This window comes from Pseudomonas sp. R151218B TE3479 (assembly GCF_053629195.1).
Genome location: NZ_JBRJHV010000001.1, coordinates 149,142 through 166,689, shown reverse-complemented (window position 1 = coordinate 166,689; position 17,548 = coordinate 149,142). Strand labels below are relative to the sequence as shown.

At 63.1% G+C, this 17,548-nt stretch carries 17 protein-coding genes; 9 read left to right on the top strand and 8 right to left on the bottom strand.

What is annotated here, in order from left to right:
* Positions 1–146: 146 nt before the first annotated feature.
* Together amn and AB7M32_RS00780 are read left to right on the top strand one after the other, a co-directional pair.
* A complete protein-coding gene (gene amn, locus AB7M32_RS00785; RefSeq protein WP_162491255.1) occupies positions 147–1,646 on the top strand; it encodes an AMP nucleosidase in 1,500 nt (499 codons plus the stop codon).
* Between the two features lie 139 nt (positions 1,647–1,785).
* Positions 1,786–2,352 (top strand): pseudouridine synthase, encoded by a 567-nt coding sequence (locus tag AB7M32_RS00780; RefSeq protein WP_454252084.1) that lies wholly within the window; start codon positions 1,786–1,788, stop codon positions 2,350–2,352.
* Here the strand turns inward: AB7M32_RS00780 and AB7M32_RS00775 are convergent.
* Complete coding sequence (locus AB7M32_RS00775) at positions 2,347–2,556, bottom strand: DUF2788 domain-containing protein (protein WP_003228500.1); 210 nt, start codon at positions 2,554–2,556, stop codon at positions 2,347–2,349. The two genes, AB7M32_RS00780 and AB7M32_RS00775, sit on opposite strands and share 6 nt — an antisense overlap.
* Before the next feature lie 215 nt (positions 2,557–2,771).
* Positions 2,772–3,251 carry an Lrp/AsnC family transcriptional regulator gene (locus AB7M32_RS00770; protein ID WP_003185723.1) on the bottom strand — a complete coding sequence of 160 codons (480 nt, stop codon included), beginning with the start codon at positions 3,249–3,251 and terminating at the stop codon, positions 2,772–2,774.
* A gap of 414 nt (positions 3,252–3,665) precedes the next feature.
* On the opposite strand from AB7M32_RS00770, the gene AB7M32_RS00765 reads away from it, so the two are divergent.
* Positions 3,666–4,673 (top strand): DUF6515 family protein, encoded by a 1,008-nt coding sequence (locus AB7M32_RS00765; RefSeq protein ID WP_454248835.1) that lies wholly within the window; start codon positions 3,666–3,668, stop codon positions 4,671–4,673.
* 126 nt (positions 4,674–4,799) lie between these two features.
* On the opposite strand, the gene AB7M32_RS00760 is transcribed toward AB7M32_RS00765, so the two are convergent.
* Both AB7M32_RS00760 and AB7M32_RS00755 read right to left on the bottom strand, forming a co-directional pair.
* Positions 4,800–5,693, bottom strand: a complete 894-nt coding sequence (locus tag AB7M32_RS00760; RefSeq protein ID WP_454248834.1) for a cation diffusion facilitator family transporter — start codon at positions 5,691–5,693, stop codon at positions 4,800–4,802.
* A gap of 28 nt (positions 5,694–5,721) precedes the next feature.
* Positions 5,722–6,141, bottom strand: coding sequence for a polyribonucleotide nucleotidyltransferase (locus tag AB7M32_RS00755; protein WP_072411459.1), 420 nt, complete (start codon positions 6,139–6,141; stop codon positions 5,722–5,724).
* A gap of 98 nt (positions 6,142–6,239) precedes the next feature.
* Between AB7M32_RS00755 and hrpB the strand changes: the two genes are divergently transcribed.
* Positions 6,240–8,756 (top strand): ATP-dependent helicase HrpB, encoded by a 2,517-nt coding sequence (gene hrpB, locus AB7M32_RS00750; protein WP_454248833.1) that lies wholly within the window; start codon positions 6,240–6,242, stop codon positions 8,754–8,756.
* A 135-nt stretch (positions 8,757–8,891) separates the two neighbouring features.
* Here hrpB and AB7M32_RS00745 read toward each other — a convergent pair whose 3' ends face one another.
* The gene (locus AB7M32_RS00745) at positions 8,892–9,971 is read right to left on the bottom strand and encodes an endonuclease/exonuclease/phosphatase family protein (RefSeq protein ID WP_454248832.1); all 1,080 of its coding nucleotides are present in this window, start codon (positions 9,969–9,971) and stop codon (positions 8,892–8,894) included.
* A 90-nt stretch (positions 9,972–10,061) separates the two neighbouring features.
* Complete coding sequence (locus tag AB7M32_RS00740) at positions 10,062–10,724, bottom strand: YciC family protein (RefSeq protein ID WP_072411456.1); 663 nt, start codon at positions 10,722–10,724, stop codon at positions 10,062–10,064.
* A gap of 175 nt (positions 10,725–10,899) precedes the next feature.
* Between AB7M32_RS00740 and AB7M32_RS00735 the strand changes: the two genes are divergently transcribed.
* The 3 genes from AB7M32_RS00735 (at position 10,900) to AB7M32_RS00725 (ending at position 12,890) form a co-directional block, all read left to right on the top strand.
* Entirely contained in the window at positions 10,900–11,649 is a 750-nt protein-coding gene (locus AB7M32_RS00735; protein ID WP_454248831.1) for a DUF2076 domain-containing protein, read from the top strand.
* A 128-nt stretch (positions 11,650–11,777) separates the two neighbouring features.
* Positions 11,778–12,257 carry a LabA-like NYN domain-containing protein gene (locus AB7M32_RS00730; protein ID WP_053182045.1) on the top strand — a complete coding sequence of 160 codons (480 nt, stop codon included), beginning with the start codon at positions 11,778–11,780 and terminating at the stop codon, positions 12,255–12,257.
* 21 nt (positions 12,258–12,278) lie between these two features.
* Positions 12,279–12,890: a 3'-5' exonuclease gene (locus AB7M32_RS00725; RefSeq protein WP_454248830.1), complete on the top strand. Its 612-nt coding sequence runs from the start codon at positions 12,279–12,281 to the stop codon at positions 12,888–12,890.
* Between the two features lie 117 nt (positions 12,891–13,007).
* On the opposite strand, the gene AB7M32_RS00720 is transcribed toward AB7M32_RS00725, so the two are convergent.
* Complete coding sequence (locus tag AB7M32_RS00720) at positions 13,008–13,460, bottom strand: Lrp/AsnC family transcriptional regulator (RefSeq protein ID WP_454248829.1); 453 nt, start codon at positions 13,458–13,460, stop codon at positions 13,008–13,010.
* Between the two features lie 161 nt (positions 13,461–13,621).
* On the opposite strand from AB7M32_RS00720, the gene yedA reads away from it, so the two are divergent.
* The gene (gene yedA, locus AB7M32_RS00715; protein ID WP_060740508.1) at positions 13,622–14,524 is read left to right on the top strand and encodes a drug/metabolite exporter YedA; all 903 of its coding nucleotides are present in this window, start codon (positions 13,622–13,624) and stop codon (positions 14,522–14,524) included.
* A 58-nt stretch (positions 14,525–14,582) separates the two neighbouring features.
* A complete protein-coding gene (locus AB7M32_RS00710) occupies positions 14,583–15,920 on the top strand; it encodes a DEAD/DEAH box helicase (protein WP_072411442.1) in 1,338 nt (445 codons plus the stop codon).
* A gap of 124 nt (positions 15,921–16,044) precedes the next feature.
* Here AB7M32_RS00710 and AB7M32_RS00705 read toward each other — a convergent pair whose 3' ends face one another.
* Positions 16,045–17,286: a TIGR03862 family flavoprotein gene (locus AB7M32_RS00705; RefSeq protein WP_454248828.1), complete on the bottom strand. Its 1,242-nt coding sequence runs from the start codon at positions 17,284–17,286 to the stop codon at positions 16,045–16,047.
* Positions 17,287–17,548 lie beyond the last annotated feature (262 nt).

Here is a 17,548-nt window from a genome sequence, read left to right as displayed (position 1 = left end):
ACTGACATACCGCTATCGCGAGCAAGCTCGCTCCCACAGGGGGCTGCGGTGAAATGAAAGTTCTGGGGCCACTGAAGATCAATTGTGGGTGAATGATCGAGCGCGCCAATACGCCACTGTTCCCGTCGGGCGGCGATGCAGGCAAGATGAAGGCCTGCAAGTCAGAACACAGGAAGCTGATCGTGACCGAAGCGTTTATTGTCGTTCAAACCGCTGAACAAGCCGTGGATCGTCTAGCGGCCCTGCACGAGCGTGCGACCACCGCGCTGAACCAGGCGCTCATGCGTTATCTCAAGGACCGCATCGAGCCGGATGCCGAACAGCGTGCATTGTTTCGCTATCCCGCTCTGCGCCTGACCTATCACTGCCACGGCGAAGTCCCGCAAACCACTCGGGCCTATGCCAAGGTCCAGTTGCCCGGCACCTACAGCGTCACCGTCACCCATCCCGCCGCGTTTCGTAAATACCTGCTGGAACAGCTGGTCCCGCTGATGCACGACTTTACCGTCACCGTGGAAGTGGGCGTCAGCGAGCAGAACATCCCGTACCCGTACGTGGTGGAGCAGGGCGACGAACTGGCCGGTTCCGGCGTGACCGCCGCCGTGCTGGCGCGGGTATTCCCCAGCACTGACCTGTCGGCCGCCACCGATGGCATCGCCGACGGCCTCTATGACTGGGAAAACACCGACCCGCTGCCCCTGGCGCTGTTCGATGCCGCGCGGGTGGATTTCTCCCTGCGTCGGCTGGTGCATTACACCGGCAGCGATTGGCGCCATGTGCAGCCGTGGATCCTGCTCACCAACTATCACCGCTATGTCGACCAGTTCATCGTCCATGGCCTGGAGCAGCTGCGCAGCGACCCGCGCTTTGTGCGCATGGTTCTGCCGGGCAACGTGATCATCGACAAGAACATGGACCATGGCGAAGCGTCGGCCATCGCTGCCGGTGTGGTCTGGCACCGTTACCAGATGCCGGCTTATCACCTGCAGACCAACGACGGCCATGGCGTGACCCTGGTGAACATCGGCGTTGGCCCGTCCAACGCCAAGAACATCACCGACCACCTGGCCGTGCTGCGCCCGCATTGCTGGCTGATGATCGGCCACTGCGGTGGGCTGCGGCAGTCCCAGACCATCGGTGACTACGTGCTGGCCCACGCCTACATGCGTCGCGATGGCATTCTCGACCGGGTGGTGCCGCCGAACATTCCGATTCCAGCCCTGGCCGAAGTGCAGATGGCGCTTCAGCAGGCGGCGGCGAACATCACCGGCGAGAAGGGCGATGAGCTGAAAAAGCGCCTGCGCACCGGCACCGTGCTGACTTACGACGATCGCAACTGGGAACTGCGCTGGGCCCAGGAACGTCCGCTGATCAACCTGTCTCGCGCCGTGGCGGTGGATATGGAGAGCGGCACCATCGCTGCCCAGGGTTATCGCCTGCGAGTGCCCTATGGCACGTTGCTGTGCGTTTCGGACAAGCCACTGCATAGCGAAATCAAGCTGCCGGGTTCGGCCAACGCGTTCTATGAGCGAGCGGTCAACCAGCATCTGAAGATCGGCATCGAGGCGCTGGACCTGTTGCGCACCGAACTCAACTCGTTGCATTCGCGCAAACTGCGCAGCTTCGACGAGCCGCCGTTCCGCTGATCGGATGGTGGTCATTTAACGGTCGGGCCACTAGCATGGTCGGCCCCGACCGTTAGATGTTGTATTCGCCATGCCCCGTCCCCCACGCCCCGCTTCCCGTCGCCCTGGCGCGAAGCCTCCCGCCGCTGCGCTGCGCCGTGTGGCCAAGGCTCCGCCGGCCGAGCCAAAGCTGATCCTGTTCAACAAACCCTTCGACGTGCTGACGCAGTTCAGCGACGGTGAAGGGCGGGCGACGCTCAAGGATTTTATCCACGTACCGGGCATCTACCCGGCCGGGCGGCTGGATCGCGACAGTGAAGGTTTGCTGTTGCTGACTAACGATGGGCAATTGCAGGCGCGTATTGCCGACCCCAAGCACAAGCTGGCCAAGACCTATTGGGTGCAAGTAGAAGGTGAGCCGAGTGCCGAACAGTTGCAGCGTTTGCGCGATGGGGTGGAGTTGAACGACGGCATGACGTTGCCAGCCGAGGCACGCCGATTGGACGAGCCGCAATTATGGCCGCGCAACCCGCCGGTGCGTTTTCGTAAAAGCGTGCCCACGAGCTGGCTGGAGCTGGTGATCCGCGAAGGGCGCAACCGTCAGGTGCGACGCATGACCGCCGCGGTGGGCCTGCCGACACTGCGCCTGGTGCGGGTCAGGATCGGCGACTGGACGATCGAAGGGCTCGATCAGGGCCAGTGGAAAGAAGTCCCGGCGCGCTTATAACGCGCCCGATTCGATCAGGCCGATCACTACGCTCTTGATGATGAACGCGGCCACGCCGAGGCCCAGCACGAAAAACAGGATGAACGAGCCAAAACGCCCGGCCTTGGACTTCTTTGCCAGGTCCCAGACGATGAAGCCCATGAAAATGATCAGGATGCTGACCAGGCCGGTCATCATCCACTCTTCGAAAACAGCAGGATCCATCAGGGCACTCCGGCGTGGGCGAGGTTGTAAGGGCGGGGCGAGTATACGGCATGGGGGGCGGGCGAGGGATTGACCTGCGGCGGTGTGTCGCAGCTATTCATCGCCTGGGCTGATGCCATCGCGAGCAAGCTCGCTCCCATATTGGATGTATGGCGAGCGCAATATCTGTGAGCGTCCGGTCCCCTGTGGGAGCGAGCTTGCTCGCGATGGCGTTCTTAGCTGCGCAGGTGAGTCAACGGCAACTCGGTGCTGTTGAGCACCTGGTTCAGCACAAAGCTGGAGCGCACGCTGGTGACGCCATCGATCCGGGTCAGGTGCCCCAACAGCAGTTTCTGGTAATGGTCCATGTCCGGCACTACGACCTTGAGCTGGTAGTCCGCGTCCATACCGGTCACCAGGCTGCATTCCAGCACTTGCGGCAGGTTGCGGATGGCGGCTTCGAAATTCTCGAAGCGCTCGGGTGTGTGGCGGTCCATGCCGATCAGCACATAAGCCGTGAGGCTCAGGCCCAGTAGCTTGCGGTCGAGCAGGGCGACCTGGCGGGTGATGTAGCCGTCATCCTCCAACTGCTTGACCCGCCGCGAGCAGGGGGAGGGCGACAGGCCGATGCGTTCGGCCAGTTCCTGGTTGGAGATGCGCGCATCGCGCTGCAATTCCGCCAGAATGCTCAGGTCGTAACGGTCGAGTTTGCTCATCGGTCGGGCCTTTATCTTGATAATTGCGGTGGATTATCTATCCGGGGTTAAAAATTGCGCAAGTGATGTTTATTTCCGCAATCTTCGCAATCATCTGTCGGCACCCCAGGCTTATGCTTATCACCAAGATCACTGCTCGGACAAACAGTCCAGTGCGGCCCGCCCAATCAGGCCGGCTGCGGTCGCAGTACCCACCGGTACTGGCAGACCCCCGAGCTGCACACCGTCCAGAAGACGGCGTGAGGTGAGCCGACGTCATAAGCGTCGAGCACGGACGAAATTCTCAAGGGGAGGCCGACGGGCCTCCCTTTTTTAATGCCTGCGAAATAAACCCCGTGGCTGATAATCTGTCGCAGAACCGGCCTGGGCTTTCCCAGTCTTATCATCAGGCCCTGAACCGTTGTGAGGAATTTCATGAAGTCGCGCATCTGGCGTTTGGCAGGTGTTGGTCTGTTGTGGGCGAGTGTCAGTGCGCAGGGAATGGCCGACGATCAGCAAAACCATGGCGGCCCGGACGGCGGTCGCGGGCAGGACGGGCGCGGCGGCAACGGCCAGGGTTACTCGGGCCAGCCACGGCCGCAGAGCAGCGAAATCATTCGGGGCGACAACAGTCGTCAGTTCGAGGTCAGGCCGCAGAACCCGGGCGGACAACATTACGAGCGTCCACCGCAGGACCCTAACGCTCACGGTCGTCCGCCGCAGCCGCCGCCCGGCAACAACTTGCCCATCCAGGGCCGGCCCGACAGCGTGACCCAGACCCGGGAACCGCAACCGGGGTATTACCGCGATATCCCTCGGCGCAACGATGGCTATCCGAACGCAGGTCCGCGACCAGACCATGACGGTCGTCCCGGTCAGCATTGGCCCGGTCGGCCGGATGGGCATGGCAACGGTTGGGGTCCGGGGCCGCAATATCGCCCAGGGTACGTGATCGACCGCTTCCCGGATCGCAACTACCGCGTGCCTTATCGCGGCCAGGACTATTTCTATTCGGGCGGCTACTGGTACCGCCCGCAAGGACCGCGTTACGTCGTGGTCGCGCCACCGCGGGGCATCCGCACCCGTTACCTGCCCGATTACGCCCGGGAAGTGTGGATCGGCAGTTCGCTGTTCTTCCTCGCTGCCGGCGCCTATTACATCTACGAAGCCAACACCCAGGATTATGTCGTGGTCGATGCGCCGGTCGCCAACCCGCAGCCGCAACCCCAGGGCAACAGTTTCGATGTGGTGGCCTATCCGGCCAACGGCCAGTCGCCCGAGCAGGTCAATCAGGATGGCTACGACTGCTATCGCTGGGCGGTGCAGCAGAGCGGGTTCGATCCGCGCAACTACACCTACCCACCGGCACCGGAAGTTGTGCAGACCTATCGCCAGGCCCAGGGCAGTTGCTTGAGCAGCCGTGGGTATCAGGTGACGTACTGAATATCCAGCGCAAATCCCTGTGGCGAGGGAGCTTGCTCCCGCTGGCCTGCGCAGCAGGCCCAGGATCTTGCGGTCGCTGCGCAACCGAGCGGGAGCAAGCTCCCTCGCCACATTCTGTGTTCGGCATCAAGCGCTGGCGCGCTTCACCACGTCCGACGGATCGGCATGCACCAGCACTTCGGCCTTCGGATAAGCGCGGTGGATGGCATCGGCGGCCTGGTCACTGATGCCGTGGGCCACTGACAGGGTCAGATCCCCCGGCAACTCCAGGTGCAGTTGCACGAACCAGTGGTTGCCGGAGACCCGCGTACGCAGGTCATGGGCACCGAGCACGCCGGGCACGGCGCAGGCCAGTTCCAACATGCGCTGGCTGACGTCGGGCGGCAGTTCTTCATCCATCAGCACCGCGAAGCTTTCCCGGGCGATCTGGATGGCGCTCCACAGGATATACGCGGCGATCCCCAGACCGAACCAGGCGTCGAGTTGATACCAACCGAACCCGGCCAGTACCAGCGCGACCAGGATGCTGCCGTTGAGCAACAGGTCGGAGCGATAGTGCAGCGAGTCGGCGCGCACGGCGTTGGAGCCGGTGGCGCGGATGACCCGATGCTGCAACGCCAGCAGCGCCAGGGTCAGTCCCAGGGAAAACACAATCACACCGACGCTGAGCCAGGGCGCCTCCACTGGCACCGGGTTCTTCAGGCGTTCGAAGGCCTGCAAGGCTATCAATACCGCACTGCCACCGATGAACAGTGCCTGGGCCATGCCGGCCAGGGATTCTGCCTTGCCATGGCCGTAGCGATGGTCATCGTCGGCGGGGCGCAGGGCGTAATGCACCGCCAGCAGATTGAGCAGCGAAGTGACGCCGTCCAGCGCCGAGTCAGTCAGGCCGGCGAGCATGCTCACCGAACCGCTGAGCCACCAGGCCAGGGCCTTGGCGATCACCAGGGTGAGTGCCACGGCCACCGACGCCCGAGTGGCCAGGCGCAGCAGGCGAGCGTGTTCGGTGCTGGTGGTCATGGCGCGGTCGTTCCTTCGGTGGCGCCGGTCATGCGGCCGGTTTGAGGCCAAGGGTGGCCAGTTGCTGCGCGCTGCCTTTGTGTTGGATCAGTCGAGGATCGTCCAGCGGGAAGCTGCGGCCCAGTTCGTGTTCCAGGATTGCCTGCAGTTTTTGGTTATTGACCGTGCCGTCGGGGTTGATGGCTGGCTTGAGTTTCTCTGGCTCGATCTGGACGCTGCGGCCCGGTTCGAAATAGATGGCACCGGTGGCAAAGTCCACGGCGAACGCGATCAGGCCGGGAATGATGTAGAACAGCAGGCCGACGGCATCGAGGGCGGCGATGGCCGGGTCGATCTTGCCGTCGATCTGGCCGCGACGGTCCGGGTAGAAGATCGAGCCACAGGCGCTGATTTGAGTCAGCAGGGTGGCGACCAGCACGCCACCGATCACGCGAAAGGGAATACGCATAGCAATCTCCTGAACAGGTAGTAGAGGCGTTGCTGGTTGGAGTCCAGACCACGCTAAACAGTTCGCCGTTATACTCGGCCCTCTGTTTTGGAGCCAGCATGATTTCTTTGCCGATTGATGAAGTTTTACCCGCCCTGCGCCAAGCCTTGGCATCGCGCCACGAAGCCGTGCTCGAAGCACCGCCCGGTGCCGGTAAAACCACCCGTGTCCCCCTGGCCTTGCTGAACGAGCCCTGGCTGGCCGGACAGACCATCCTGATGCTCGAACCCCGGCGCCTGGCGGCACGGGCGGCGGCCGAGCGGCTGGCCAGCGAACTGGGGGAGAAGGTCGGTGAAACCGTCGGCTACCGGATTCGTCTCGACAGCAAGGTCGGGCCCAAGACCCGCATTGAAGTGGTCACCGAAGGCATCCTCACCCGCCGTTTGCAGGACGATCCGGCGCTGGAAGGAGTGGGACTGCTGATTTTCGACGAATTCCACGAACGCAGCCTCGATGCCGACCTGGCCCTGGCCTTGAGCCTCAACGGCCGGGAGTTGTTTCGCGAAGAGCAGCCGCTCAAGATCCTGTTGATGTCCGCGACCCTGGAAGGCGAACGCCTGGCCGGGCTGTTGGACAACGCGCCGATCCTGCGCAGCGAAGGCCGTATGTTCCCGGTGACGGTACGCTGGGGCCGGCCATTGCAGCCTGGCGAGTTCATCGAGCCACGGCTGGTGCAGACCGTGCTCGAAGCGCTGCACGATGAAACCGGCAGCGTCCTGGTGTTCTTGCCCGGGCAGGCAGAGATCCGCCGGGTCCATCAGCAACTGGCCGAGGCCTTGGGCGAGGGCGGCAACGTGTTGCTCTGCCCGTTGCACGGCGAACTGGACCTCGCAGCTCAACGTGCCGCCATCGACCCCGCGCCACCCGGTCAGCGCAAGGTGGTGCTGGCCACCAACATTGCCGAAACCAGCCTGACCATCAATGGCGTGCGCGTGGTGATCGACGCCGGACTGGCCCGGGTGCCGCGTTTCGACCCGGGCAGCGGCATGACCCGGCTCGACACCCAGCGCATTTCCCGGGCCAGCGCCACCCAGCGGGCCGGTCGCGCCGGGCGCCTGGAGCCGGGGGTGTGCTACCGGTTGTGGTCCGAAGACCAGCATGAACAATTGGCCGCTTACGCTAGCGCGGAGATTCTGTCGGCGGACTTGGCCGGATTGGCCCTGCAACTGGGGCGCTGGGGTGTGACGCCGCAGCAATTGGTCTGGCTCGACGTTCCGCCCGCCGCTGCGTATGCCCAGGCCCAGGACCTGCTGCAACGCCTGGGCGCGCTGGAGGGCGAGCAACTGACCCGCCACGGTCAGGCCATGGCCGAACTGCCAGCCCACCCGCGTATCGCGCATCTGCTGTTGCGCGGCCAGGCGCTGGGGCTGGCAGACATGGCCTGCAACGTCGCTGCGCTGCTGGGCGAACGGGACATTCTGCGCGGTGCCGGCGCCGACCTGCACAGTCGCCTGGCCTTGCTGTCCGGCGAAGAACGGGCGGCGCGCGGCGCTCAGGGCGGGGTGCAGCGGGCGCGGCAACTGGCCCGGCAATATCGCGGCTATCTGCGGGGCAAGGCCGAAGAGGCCGTGGCCGATCCCGATCACCCGCGCTGGCTCGGCGCGTTGCTGGCGTTGGCCTACCCCGACCGCGTCGCCCAACAGCGCCGGCCCGGCGGCGCGGAATATCGCCTGGCCAATGGCCGTGCGGCGCTGTTTGCCGAGGCTGACAGCCTGATGAAACAAGCGTGGCTGGTGATCGCCGACCTGAGCAGCCGCCAGGGCCAGCGGGAAGAGCGGATCTACCTGGCGACGGATTTCGACCCGGAGCTGTTCGACTCGGTATTGGCCGAGCAGGTGCACACGGTGGATCAATTGGATTGGGATGAGCGCGAAGGCGTGCTGCGGGCCGAGCGCCAGCGCAAGGTCGGCGAACTGGTGCTCAGCCGCGAACCGTTGACCGGCCTGGACGAGTCAGCCCGTAGCCAAGCCCTGGTGAACCTGGTGCGGCGCAAGGGCCTGGAATTACTGCCCTGGACTCCGGAGCTACGGCAATGGCAGGCGCGGGTGGCCTTGTTGCGTCGACTTGAATTGGAGGCCAAGGGCGAGAGTGAATGGCCAGACGTCAGCGACGCAGCCCTGCTGAACACCCTCGAACACTGGTTGATGCCGTATCTGGGCCGAGTCTCGCGCCTCAGTCATTTCGCCAACCTGGACCTGTCGAGCATCGTTCACAACCTGTTGCCCTGGCCATTGCCGCAACGCCTGGACGAACAGGCCCCCCACCATTTGAGTGTGCCTTCGGGCTCCTCGATCCGCCTGGACTACAGCGAGCATCCACCGATCCTGGCGGTGCGCCTGCAGGAACTCTTCGGCCTGGCCGATACCCCGCGCATCGCCGGCGGACGCCAGGTCGTCAAGCTGCACCTGTTGTCACCGGCACGCCGGCCGGTACAGGTGACCCAGGACCTGGCGAACTTCTGGCGCAGCACCTATGCCGAGGTGAAGAAGGACTTGAAGGGGCGCTATCCCAAGCATTACTGGCCGGATGATCCGCTGGTGGCGGAGGCGACGGCGCGGGTCAAGCCGCGCAAGTGAGTTGATTGCGACACAGATCCATTGTGGGAGCGAGCTTGCTCGCGATGGCGTCGGCACATCCTGATATCTGTGCTGGTTGAAAGATCGCTATCGCGAGCAAGCTCGCTCCCACATTTGTCCGGTGGTGGCTTCAAATCAAGGCGCAGCCGGCAACAAAAAGCGCGCAATTACCGGTAAATGGTCGGAGATGCGCAAGGTGTCATCCTGGCGTACCTGGGCTTCGACCCGTTTGATGCGCGGGCTGTAGAACAGGTAGTCGACGGTGCGGTCCGGGCCGTTGAGGCCGGGGTCGTTCGGGTAATGGGTCAGCCAATGTTCGCGGTCGATGCCGCTGGCTTCGTTGTTGGTGGGAATCATCGGGTATTTGTCCCACAGCAGGTGCAGCGGGCTGTCGGCGGAGTAGGGCGTGCGTTGCTCGGACGGCAGGCGTCGGTACTGGCCCAGGGGCAGCAGGTTGAAGTCGCCGCCGATCAGCCAGGGCGTGCCTGCGGATTCGAACTTATCCAGTGCCTTGGTCACGGCGGTGATTTGTCTGGGCAGGGTTTCGTCCGGTTCAGTGGCCCGTTCCAGGTGCGTGTTGAGCACCGCCAGCTGGCTGCCGTCGCTCAGTGACAGATAGCTCACCAACAAGGCATTTTTCGGCTGGAACTGACGGCTGATGACGTTGGTGTCGGCCACCGGCAGTTGCACCCGTTCGGCATGGTCGATGCGGTAGCGACTCAGGGTCGCCAGTTGCCGGCCGACGCTGCCGAAGATGTGCGGGTCGGGGATGAAGTCGGCTTTCCAGTCGAAGGCGCTGGTGCCGCACGGGTAGAGGTCGGCCACGCGTTCCTGCAACAACTTGAGCTGGTCCTGGTAATCGCTGGCCTTGGCGCCTTTGTCCAGTTCCTGGAGCAACACGATGTCCGGTTGCTCGTCGCGGATCACCCGGGCCACTTCGTCGAGGCTGAAGGCCATGTCTTCCAGGGTCGGGCTTTCATCGTCGCCTTGGGCCAGGTCGTGCCAGAACACGTAGCGCTTGCCCGCGAGGAACTGGACGTTCCAGGTCATCACCTTCAAGGCTTGGCCGGGTGCCAGCGCTGCTGCATTGGCGGTGCAACTGACCGGCACGGTTTCCCGGGGCTGTGGCCGCCAGGTCAGGCCGTAGATCGACAGGGCGGCCAGGCTGAGGATCAACAGCAGGCCCAGCAAGGTGTAGCGCAGTAGACGGATCATGGCTCGGCTTATGGGCGAAACGCAAAAGTGCTCCCGAGCATAACCGAGAGCGGTTCTCAAGCCCAAGCCCAGGGCTGTCGCCGTATGGGATCAGCGGCGCTCGGGCTTGGCTTCGATCAGCATGAACAGGCGGAACAGCACCACGGTGGTGAACAGTTGCAGGAAGCTGTGGACGCTGTCGATCAGCAAACTCACCGCCGGGTTCTGGGGTGACGGATACACCGAGACGCTGGCGCCCTTGAGCAGCCACAGCGGGCCCATCACCGCGAGAATGCACAGCAGGATCCGCCAGAAGTTGCCGCGGGACAGGTTGAGGCTTTCCTTCATCGCCGCCAGGGGGGCCAGGCCCCTGAGGACCAACAGGTATTCGCCGAAGGCCAGGGTCACCATCAGCCACAGGCCCGGCAGGAAGTACAACGACAGCCCCACCAGGATCAACAAGGTGTTGAGGGCCGTCAGCAAGGCAAAGCGCGGCCACAGGGTGAGGGCCGTTGCCAGCAGGTCCCGCGTGCGTGGTGCTTCACCGCGGCTGCGGGCGTCGAGAAACAGGATCAGCGCGGCGGTGTACAAGGGGTACACCAGCAGTCCGACGATCACACTGTAGCCGGGAAAGCCGTCGGGGCCGAGGGCGCTGTCCACGCCTTGCTGCAGCAGGGCCTCGAGTATCACCAGTGGCAGGCACAACTGGGCGATCCGGCCCAAATGGCGCTTGAAGAAATACAAAGAGTCGCGCAGCACGTCAAACGGATTCATGAGTCGGTATCGCAGTTGAAAAAGCGGTCCGACACTTTAACCGATCAGGCGCCCGCACAAGCAAACGTAAACATCAGGTAAAGACCATTGAAAGCTTTCCGGCGAGCCCCATTACTGATGGGCACCGGTCTTCGGGATCGGAATGGTTTCTACCCGGCAATCGAATGAGGTCGCCATGAACAGCGAAGAACAAACCCTGATCGATGGACTGTTTTCACGGCTGCAACAGGCCGAAAAGGATTCAGCCCCGCGCGACGCCCAGGCCGAGGCGCGGATCAAGGAACACCTGGCGAGCCAGCCAGCGGCGGGCTATTTCATGGCCCAGGCGATCCTGGTGCAGGAGGCTGCGATCAAGCGCCTCGATGAGCAGAACAGGCAACTGGCCCAGCAGGTCGAGCAATTGCAGGCTGATCTGCAACAAGCGCGCAAGCAAGCGCCGGCACCCAGCGGTGGCGGCGGTTTCCTCTCGAGTATCTTCGGCGGCAGCCCGCGGGATTCACGCCCGGCGAGCGCGCCGGGCTCCAGCGGTGGTGGTTGGCGCGAACCGGCGCAACCGTCCTTCAATGCCCCGCCCCAACAGGGCTTCGGCGCGCCGCCCGGCAATTATGGCGCACCGCAGCAACAAGCCCCGGTAGCGGGCAGCTTCCTCGGCGGCGCCCTGAAAACCGCGGCGGGCGTGGCGGGCGGCGTGATGCTGGCCCAAGGCATCAGCAGCCTGTTCCACAGCAATCAGCAACCGCAGGAGATCGTCGAGGTCATCAAGGAAGAACCGGCGCAACCGGTCAACGACACCGCAGGCAACGGCTGGGGCGATGACCCGCGCGTAGCCGATAACGACGCCTACGGCAACGACCAGGGCGGGTTCAGCGACGCGGACTACAGTGACGATTCATCTTCCTTCGGCGACGACGACTCCTTCGTCTGACCTGCCATTCGTCCGGGGCGCCTTGGCGCCTCGGGCCGATTATTCGCGGAACAATCCTTCGGGCTGGCATACTGGGCGACTTTTCGGCCCTGGTGGGCTGCGTACGTGTGCATCCAAGAGGAAACGCGGTGAAAAAAATTGCAGTGTTCGCCGATGTCCAGAACCTCTACTACACCGTGCGCCAGGCTTACGGTTGCCATTTCAACTACGCCGCGCTGTGGGCCGATGTCAGCAAACAGGGGCAGATCGTCGAGGCCTATGCCTATGCGATCGATCGCGGTGACAGCAAGCAGCAACAATTCCAGCAGATCCTGCGCAACCTGGGTTTCGTCGTGAAGCTCAAGCCCTACATCCAGCGCAGCGACGGCTCGGCCAAGGGCGACTGGGACGTGGGCATTACGCTGGACATCATGGACGCCGCCGACCACGTCGATGAAGTGGTGCTGGCCTCCGGCGATGGCGATTTCGACATGTTGCTCGAACGCATCATCCAGAAGCACGGTGTGCAAGCCGTGGCCTATGGCGTGCCAGGGTTGACCGCCAACTCGCTGATCCGCGCCGCCAGTCGCTATGTGCCCATTGAGGGCGCGTTGTTGCTCAAGAATTGATTTTCACGGAGTTCAAAAGGTTTGGAACGCATCGCAGTCATCGACTTTGAAACCACCGGGATCACCCCGAGCAGCAGTTGCCGGGCCACCGAGATCGCGGTGGTGATGCTCGAGCAAGGCCGGATCGTCGACCGCTACCAGAGCCTGATGAATGCCGGTGTGCGCGTCCCTGCGTTTATCGAGCAACTGACCGGCATCAGCAACGCCATGCTGCGCAGCGCACCCTCGGCGGAAAAGGTCATGAACGAGGTCAACGAGTTCGTCGGCATCACGCCACTGTTGGCCCACAACGCCGCGTTCGACCAGAAGTTCTGGGATTTCGAGCTGGGACGTATCAAACGCACCCGCTTGCAGAATTTTGCCTGCTCACTGTTGCTGGCCCGGCGCCTGATGCCGGCGGCGCCGAACCACAAGCTCGGCACGCTCAACGTGTTCGCCGGCTTGCCCCACACCGGTCAGGCTCACCGGGCCATGGCCGATGCCGAAATGGCCGCCAACCTCACCGCGCACCTGGCTTCGCAACTGCGGCAAAAGCATGGGTTGCGGGAGTTGTCCCATGATTTGCTGTGCAGTTTGCAGAAAGTGCCGGCGGCGAAGATCAACGAGCATCTCAAGCGCCATCGCGGTTTCTAAACACACCGCCGGACAACTGTGGGAGCGAGCTTGCTCGCGATAGCGTCGGATCAGTCAGCCGCCCTGTGACTGACACGCCACCATCGCGAGCAAGCTCGCTCCCACAGTTGATCAGTGTCATCTCCCATTGCCTTCCAACTGCCCCAACGGCACGCGCTTTTCAATGGCGCTGGACAGCACGATGGACGTCTTGCTGAAACCGAACTTGGCAATGCGGTTGATCAGCTCTTCCAGCTCAGGCATCGAGCCAACCGCCGCTTGCATGATCACGCACGGATCCCCGGTGACCCGGTGGCATTCGGTCAGTTGTGGGATCTTGCACAGTTCGTCGTAGGTTTTCTGGTTGCCGTGCTGGTTCATTCGCAGTTCGATGACGCACTGCACCGGCAGGCCGATCTTCGCCATGTCGACTTTGGCTTGATAACCGGTGATGACACCGCTGGCTTCCAGCTTGCTGACCCGTTCGGCCACGGCGGGGGCCGACAGGTTCACTTTGCGGGCCAGTTCGGCGTAGGACGCACGACCGTTGTCCAACAGGGCACTGAGCAACATGCGGTCGTATTTATCCACGGTTTGGCTTCCTGTCGGCGCGACTTTCGAAAGCGCGATTTATAGCGCTGATCACCGTGTTTTGAAAAGTGTATGGCCTGGATAAACAGGTTTTGTAGCTTAATTTCCGTCTGTCGCCTTTCTAGAATAGCGTCTCTCATTGTCCTGACTTCGAGCTGAACATGCCTGGCCCACGCCGTTTTCCCCTGCCATTGATCGCTGCCTTCTTTGCCTTGTACGTCATCTGGGGTTCGACCTACCTGGTGATTCGTATCGGCGTGGAGCATTGGCCGCCACTGTTGTTGGCCGGGATTCGTTTTGTGTTGGCCGGTTCGCTGATGTACGGCTTCCTGCGCTGGCGCGGGGCGCCGGCGCCGACCTGGGCGCAATGGAAGGCCGGGGCCATCATTGGCGTGCTGTTGCTCAGTTTCGGTAACGGTGCGGTCAGTGTGGCCGAGCACACCGGCGTGGCGTCCGGGGTCGCGGCGTTGGCGGTGGCGACGGTGCCTTTGTTTACCTTGCTGTGCGGATATTTCTGGGGCGCGCGTAATACCCGTCTGGAATGGGCGGGGATTGTGCTGGGGTTGATCGGCATCGCCATGCTCAACCTCGGTTCCAATCTGCAATCCAGCCCGTTGGGGGCGACGTTGCTGGTGTTCGCGGCGGCCTCCTGGGCCTTCGGCTCGGTGTTGAGCAAACACCTGCCGTTGCCGGCCGGGGCGATGGCCAGCGCCGTGGAGATGCTGGTGGGCGGTGTGGTGCTGTTGATCGGCAGCGTGGCCAGCGGTGAACACCTGGACAGCATGCCGCCGCTGGAAGGCTGGTTCGCGCTGGCGTACCTGACCTTCTTCGGTTCGATCATTGCCTTCAACGCCTACATGTACCTGCTCAAGCATGTGCGTCCGGCGGCGGCCACCAGCTATGCCTACGTCAACCCGGCCGTGGCGGTGCTGCTGGGCATCGTATTCGCCGGTGAAACCATCGGCATCGAGGAGGCCTTGGCGATGTTGGTGATCATCAGTGCGGTGGTGTTGATCGGCTTGCCGCAGTGGCGCAAACCCAAGCCTGCGCCGGCCGTCTCCTGATTTAGGGTAAACTGCCGCGCATTGCACACCTTGCGCTGATTTTTCCTACGGTATTTCCATGACTTTCGCCACCCTTGGCCTGATCGAACCCTTGCTGCGCGCTCTCGAGACGCTCGGCTACCAGACCCCGACTCCGGTTCAGGCCCAAGCCATGCCGGCAGTGCTCGCCGGTCGCGACCTGATGGCCGCGGCCCAGACCGGTACCGGCAAGACCGCCGGCTTTGCGGTGCCGCTGTTGCAGCTGCTGACCACCGAAGGGCCGAAGGTCGCGGCCAACTCGGTGCGGGCGTTGATCCTGGTGCCGACCCGCGAGCTGGCGGAGCAGGTCCATGAGAGCGTGCGTCAGTACGCGCAAAACCTGCCGCTGAGCACCTACGCGGTGTACGGCGGTGTCAGCATCAACCCGCAGATGATGAAGCTGCGCAAAGGTGTCGACCTGCTGGTCGCCACGCCGGGTCGCTTGCTCGATCTGTTCCGCCAGAATGCGCTGAAGTTCAATCAACTGCAGACGTTGGTGCTGGACGAAGCCGACCGCATGCTCGACCTGGGCTTCTCCGAGGAGCTGGCGAATATCTACAAGGCCCTGCCGAAGAAGCGCCAGACCCTGCTGTTCTCGGCGACCTTTTCCGATGCGATCCGTTTGCTGGCCGGGCAGATGCTCAATGATCCGCTAAGCATTGAAGTGAGCCCGCGCAACGTGGCTGCCAACACCGTCAAGCAATGGGTGGTGACGGTGGACAAGAAGCGCAAGCCGGAATTGTTCGTGCACCTGATGCGCAAGCACAAGTGGAAGCAGGTGCTGGTATTCGCCAAAACCCGCAACGGCGTCGATGCACTGGTGGAAAAACTCCAGGGCCTGGGGGTCAACGCCGACGGTATCCACGGTGACAAGCCCCAGGCCACCCGCCAACGTGCGCTGGACCGCTTCAAGGCCAGCGAAGTGCAGATCCTGGTAGCCACCGACGTTGCCGCCCGTGGCTTGGACATCGAGGATTTGCCGTTGGTGGTGAACTTCGACCTGCCAATCGTGGCCGAGGACTACATCCACCGTATCGGCCGTACCGGCCGGGCGGGCGCTACAGGACAGGCGATTTCCCTGGTCTGCGCCGATGAAGTGAATCTGCTGTCAGCCATCGAGATGTTGACCCGTCAGACGTTGCCTCGCCAGATGGAACAAGACTTCGAGCCTGAGCACCGCGTGCCGGACACCGATGCCAGCGGCCAAGTGATCAAGAAACCGAAAAAGCCGAAGAAACCGAAAGCCTCCGGTGGCGGCGGCAAGCGCAACCTGGGCAAGTGGGTGGACAGCGGCGATGCGGCGCCGGTGGAGCCTTCGGTCAAGCCGGTGCGCAAAGTGCCGGTGTTCAATACCGGGCCGCGTAAGCGCAAGCCTTGATGACCTGCCAGGTCTGATAAATCGCTATCGCGAGCAAGCTCGCTCCCACAGTTTATCGGGTTCTGTCAGAAGGATTACGGTAAATGTGGGAGCGAGCTTGCTCGCGATAGGTGCGCCTCGGTCTTCAATCCTGGCGCTGTAGCCACTCCACCATTCCCAAGCCCGCTGTCCGGCCACTGGCAAAGCACGCCGTGAGCAGGTAGCCGCCGGTCGGCGCTTCCCAGTCGAGCATTTCCCCGGCGCAGAAAACCCCGGGCACTTGCTTGAGCATCAGGCGTTCATCCAGGGCTTGGAACGTCACGCCACCGGCGCTGCTGATGGCTTCGTCCAAGGGGCGGGGTTTCACCAGGGTGACCGGCAGGGCCTTGATGGCCTGGGCCAGCCGCGACGGGTCAGTGAAACACTCGGCCGGCGTAAGCTCGCGCAACAGCGCCGCCTTGACGCCGTCGATCCCCAACTGGCTGTGCAAGTGCTTGGCCATCGAGCGTGAGCCCCGTGGTTTGTTCAGGGCCTGGAGGATTTTATCCACAGGCCGGCCCGGCAATAGATCCAGATGAATGGTCGCGCTGCCGCATTGGTTGATCGCTTCGCGAATCGTTGCCGACAGCGCGTAGACCAGGCTGCCTTCGAGGCCAGTGGCGGTGAGTACGCATTCGCCGAGGCGCGGTACGTCGTCGTTCAGGGCCATGGCGATGTTCTTGAGCGGGGCCCCGGCGAATTTGCTGATCATCAGGTCGCTCCAGGCCTCTACCTCGAACCCACAGTTGCTGGGTTGCAGTGGCGCCAGGGCTACGCCGCGCTGTTCCAGCGGTAGCATCCAGGCGCCGTCGGAGCCCAGGCGCGACCAACTGCCGCCGCCCAACGCCAGCAAGGTGGCCTTGGGGTACAGGGTTTTGTCGCCTTCCGGGGAGGCGATGCGCAAGCTCCCATCCGGGTTCCAGCCGAGCCAGCGATGACGCGTGTGGATCACCACGCCAGCATCGCGCAGGCGCTTGAGCCAGGCGCGTAACAGCGGTGCGGCCTTCATGTCGGTAGGAAATACCCGCCCGGAGCTGCCGACAAAGGTGTCGATGCCCAGCCCGTGGATCCATGTGCATAACTCATCCGCCCCGAATGCCCGCAACAGCGGCGCGAGATTTGGCGCGCGTTCGGCGTAGCGGGACAGAAAAGCCGGAAAGGCTTCGGAGTGGGTGATGTTCATGCCGCCCACGCCGGCCAGCAGGAATTTCCTGCCCACCGATGGCATGCTGTCGTACAGGTCAACTCGCAGGCCGGCCTGGCTCAACACCTCGGCCGCCATCAGACCGGCGGGGCCGCCGCCGATGATGGCGATGTTTGAGGGGGACGGCTGGGCGGTCGAGGTCATGATTTTAACTGTGGGGGCTGGGTAGGCGGGGCATTCTACCAGCACAGATCCGTGTGGGAGCGAGCTTGCTCGCGATAGCGGTGTGTCAGCGGCATTGATGTAGCTGACCCTTCGCTATCGCGAGCAAGCTCGCTCCCACAATTGGGTCGGTAGGCGTTGTTGAGAACTCTGATCAAAAAACAGCCAAGCCCCCGCAAGCTATAGGCTACATAGCCTGTAGGCCGTTTCGCTCAGGTTATCCACAGGCCGCTCCACAGGCATT

What these genes read in the sequence shown, in the direction of transcription:
- amn (WP_162491255.1), top strand. Translation starts at nt 147, where the DNA reads ATGAAGGCCTGCAAGTCAGAACACAGGAAGCTGATCGTGACCGAAGCG.
- AB7M32_RS00775 (WP_003228500.1), bottom strand. Translation starts at nt 2,556, where the DNA reads ATGGATCCTGCTGTTTTCGAAGAGTGGATGATGACCGGCCTGGTCAGC.
- AB7M32_RS00770 (WP_003185723.1), bottom strand. Translation starts at nt 3,251, where the DNA reads ATGAGCAAACTCGACCGTTACGACCTGAGCATTCTGGCGGAATTGCAG.
- AB7M32_RS00765 (WP_454248835.1), top strand. Translation starts at nt 3,666, where the DNA reads ATGAAGTCGCGCATCTGGCGTTTGGCAGGTGTTGGTCTGTTGTGGGCG.
- AB7M32_RS00760 (WP_454248834.1), bottom strand. Translation starts at nt 5,693, where the DNA reads ATGACCACCAGCACCGAACACGCTCGCCTGCTGCGCCTGGCCACTCGG.
- AB7M32_RS00755 (WP_072411459.1), bottom strand. Translation starts at nt 6,141, where the DNA reads ATGCGTATTCCCTTTCGCGTGATCGGTGGCGTGCTGGTCGCCACCCTG.
- hrpB (WP_454248833.1), top strand. Translation starts at nt 6,240, where the DNA reads ATGATTTCTTTGCCGATTGATGAAGTTTTACCCGCCCTGCGCCAAGCC.
- AB7M32_RS00745 (WP_454248832.1), bottom strand. Translation starts at nt 9,971, where the DNA reads ATGATCCGTCTACTGCGCTACACCTTGCTGGGCCTGCTGTTGATCCTC.
- AB7M32_RS00740 (WP_072411456.1), bottom strand. Translation starts at nt 10,724, where the DNA reads ATGAATCCGTTTGACGTGCTGCGCGACTCTTTGTATTTCTTCAAGCGC.
- AB7M32_RS00735 (WP_454248831.1), top strand. Translation starts at nt 10,900, where the DNA reads ATGAACAGCGAAGAACAAACCCTGATCGATGGACTGTTTTCACGGCTG.
- yedA (WP_060740508.1), top strand. Translation starts at nt 13,622, where the DNA reads ATGCCTGGCCCACGCCGTTTTCCCCTGCCATTGATCGCTGCCTTCTTT.
- AB7M32_RS00710 (WP_072411442.1), top strand. Translation starts at nt 14,583, where the DNA reads ATGACTTTCGCCACCCTTGGCCTGATCGAACCCTTGCTGCGCGCTCTC.
- AB7M32_RS00705 (WP_454248828.1), bottom strand. Translation starts at nt 17,286, where the DNA reads ATGACCTCGACCGCCCAGCCGTCCCCCTCAAACATCGCCATCATCGGC.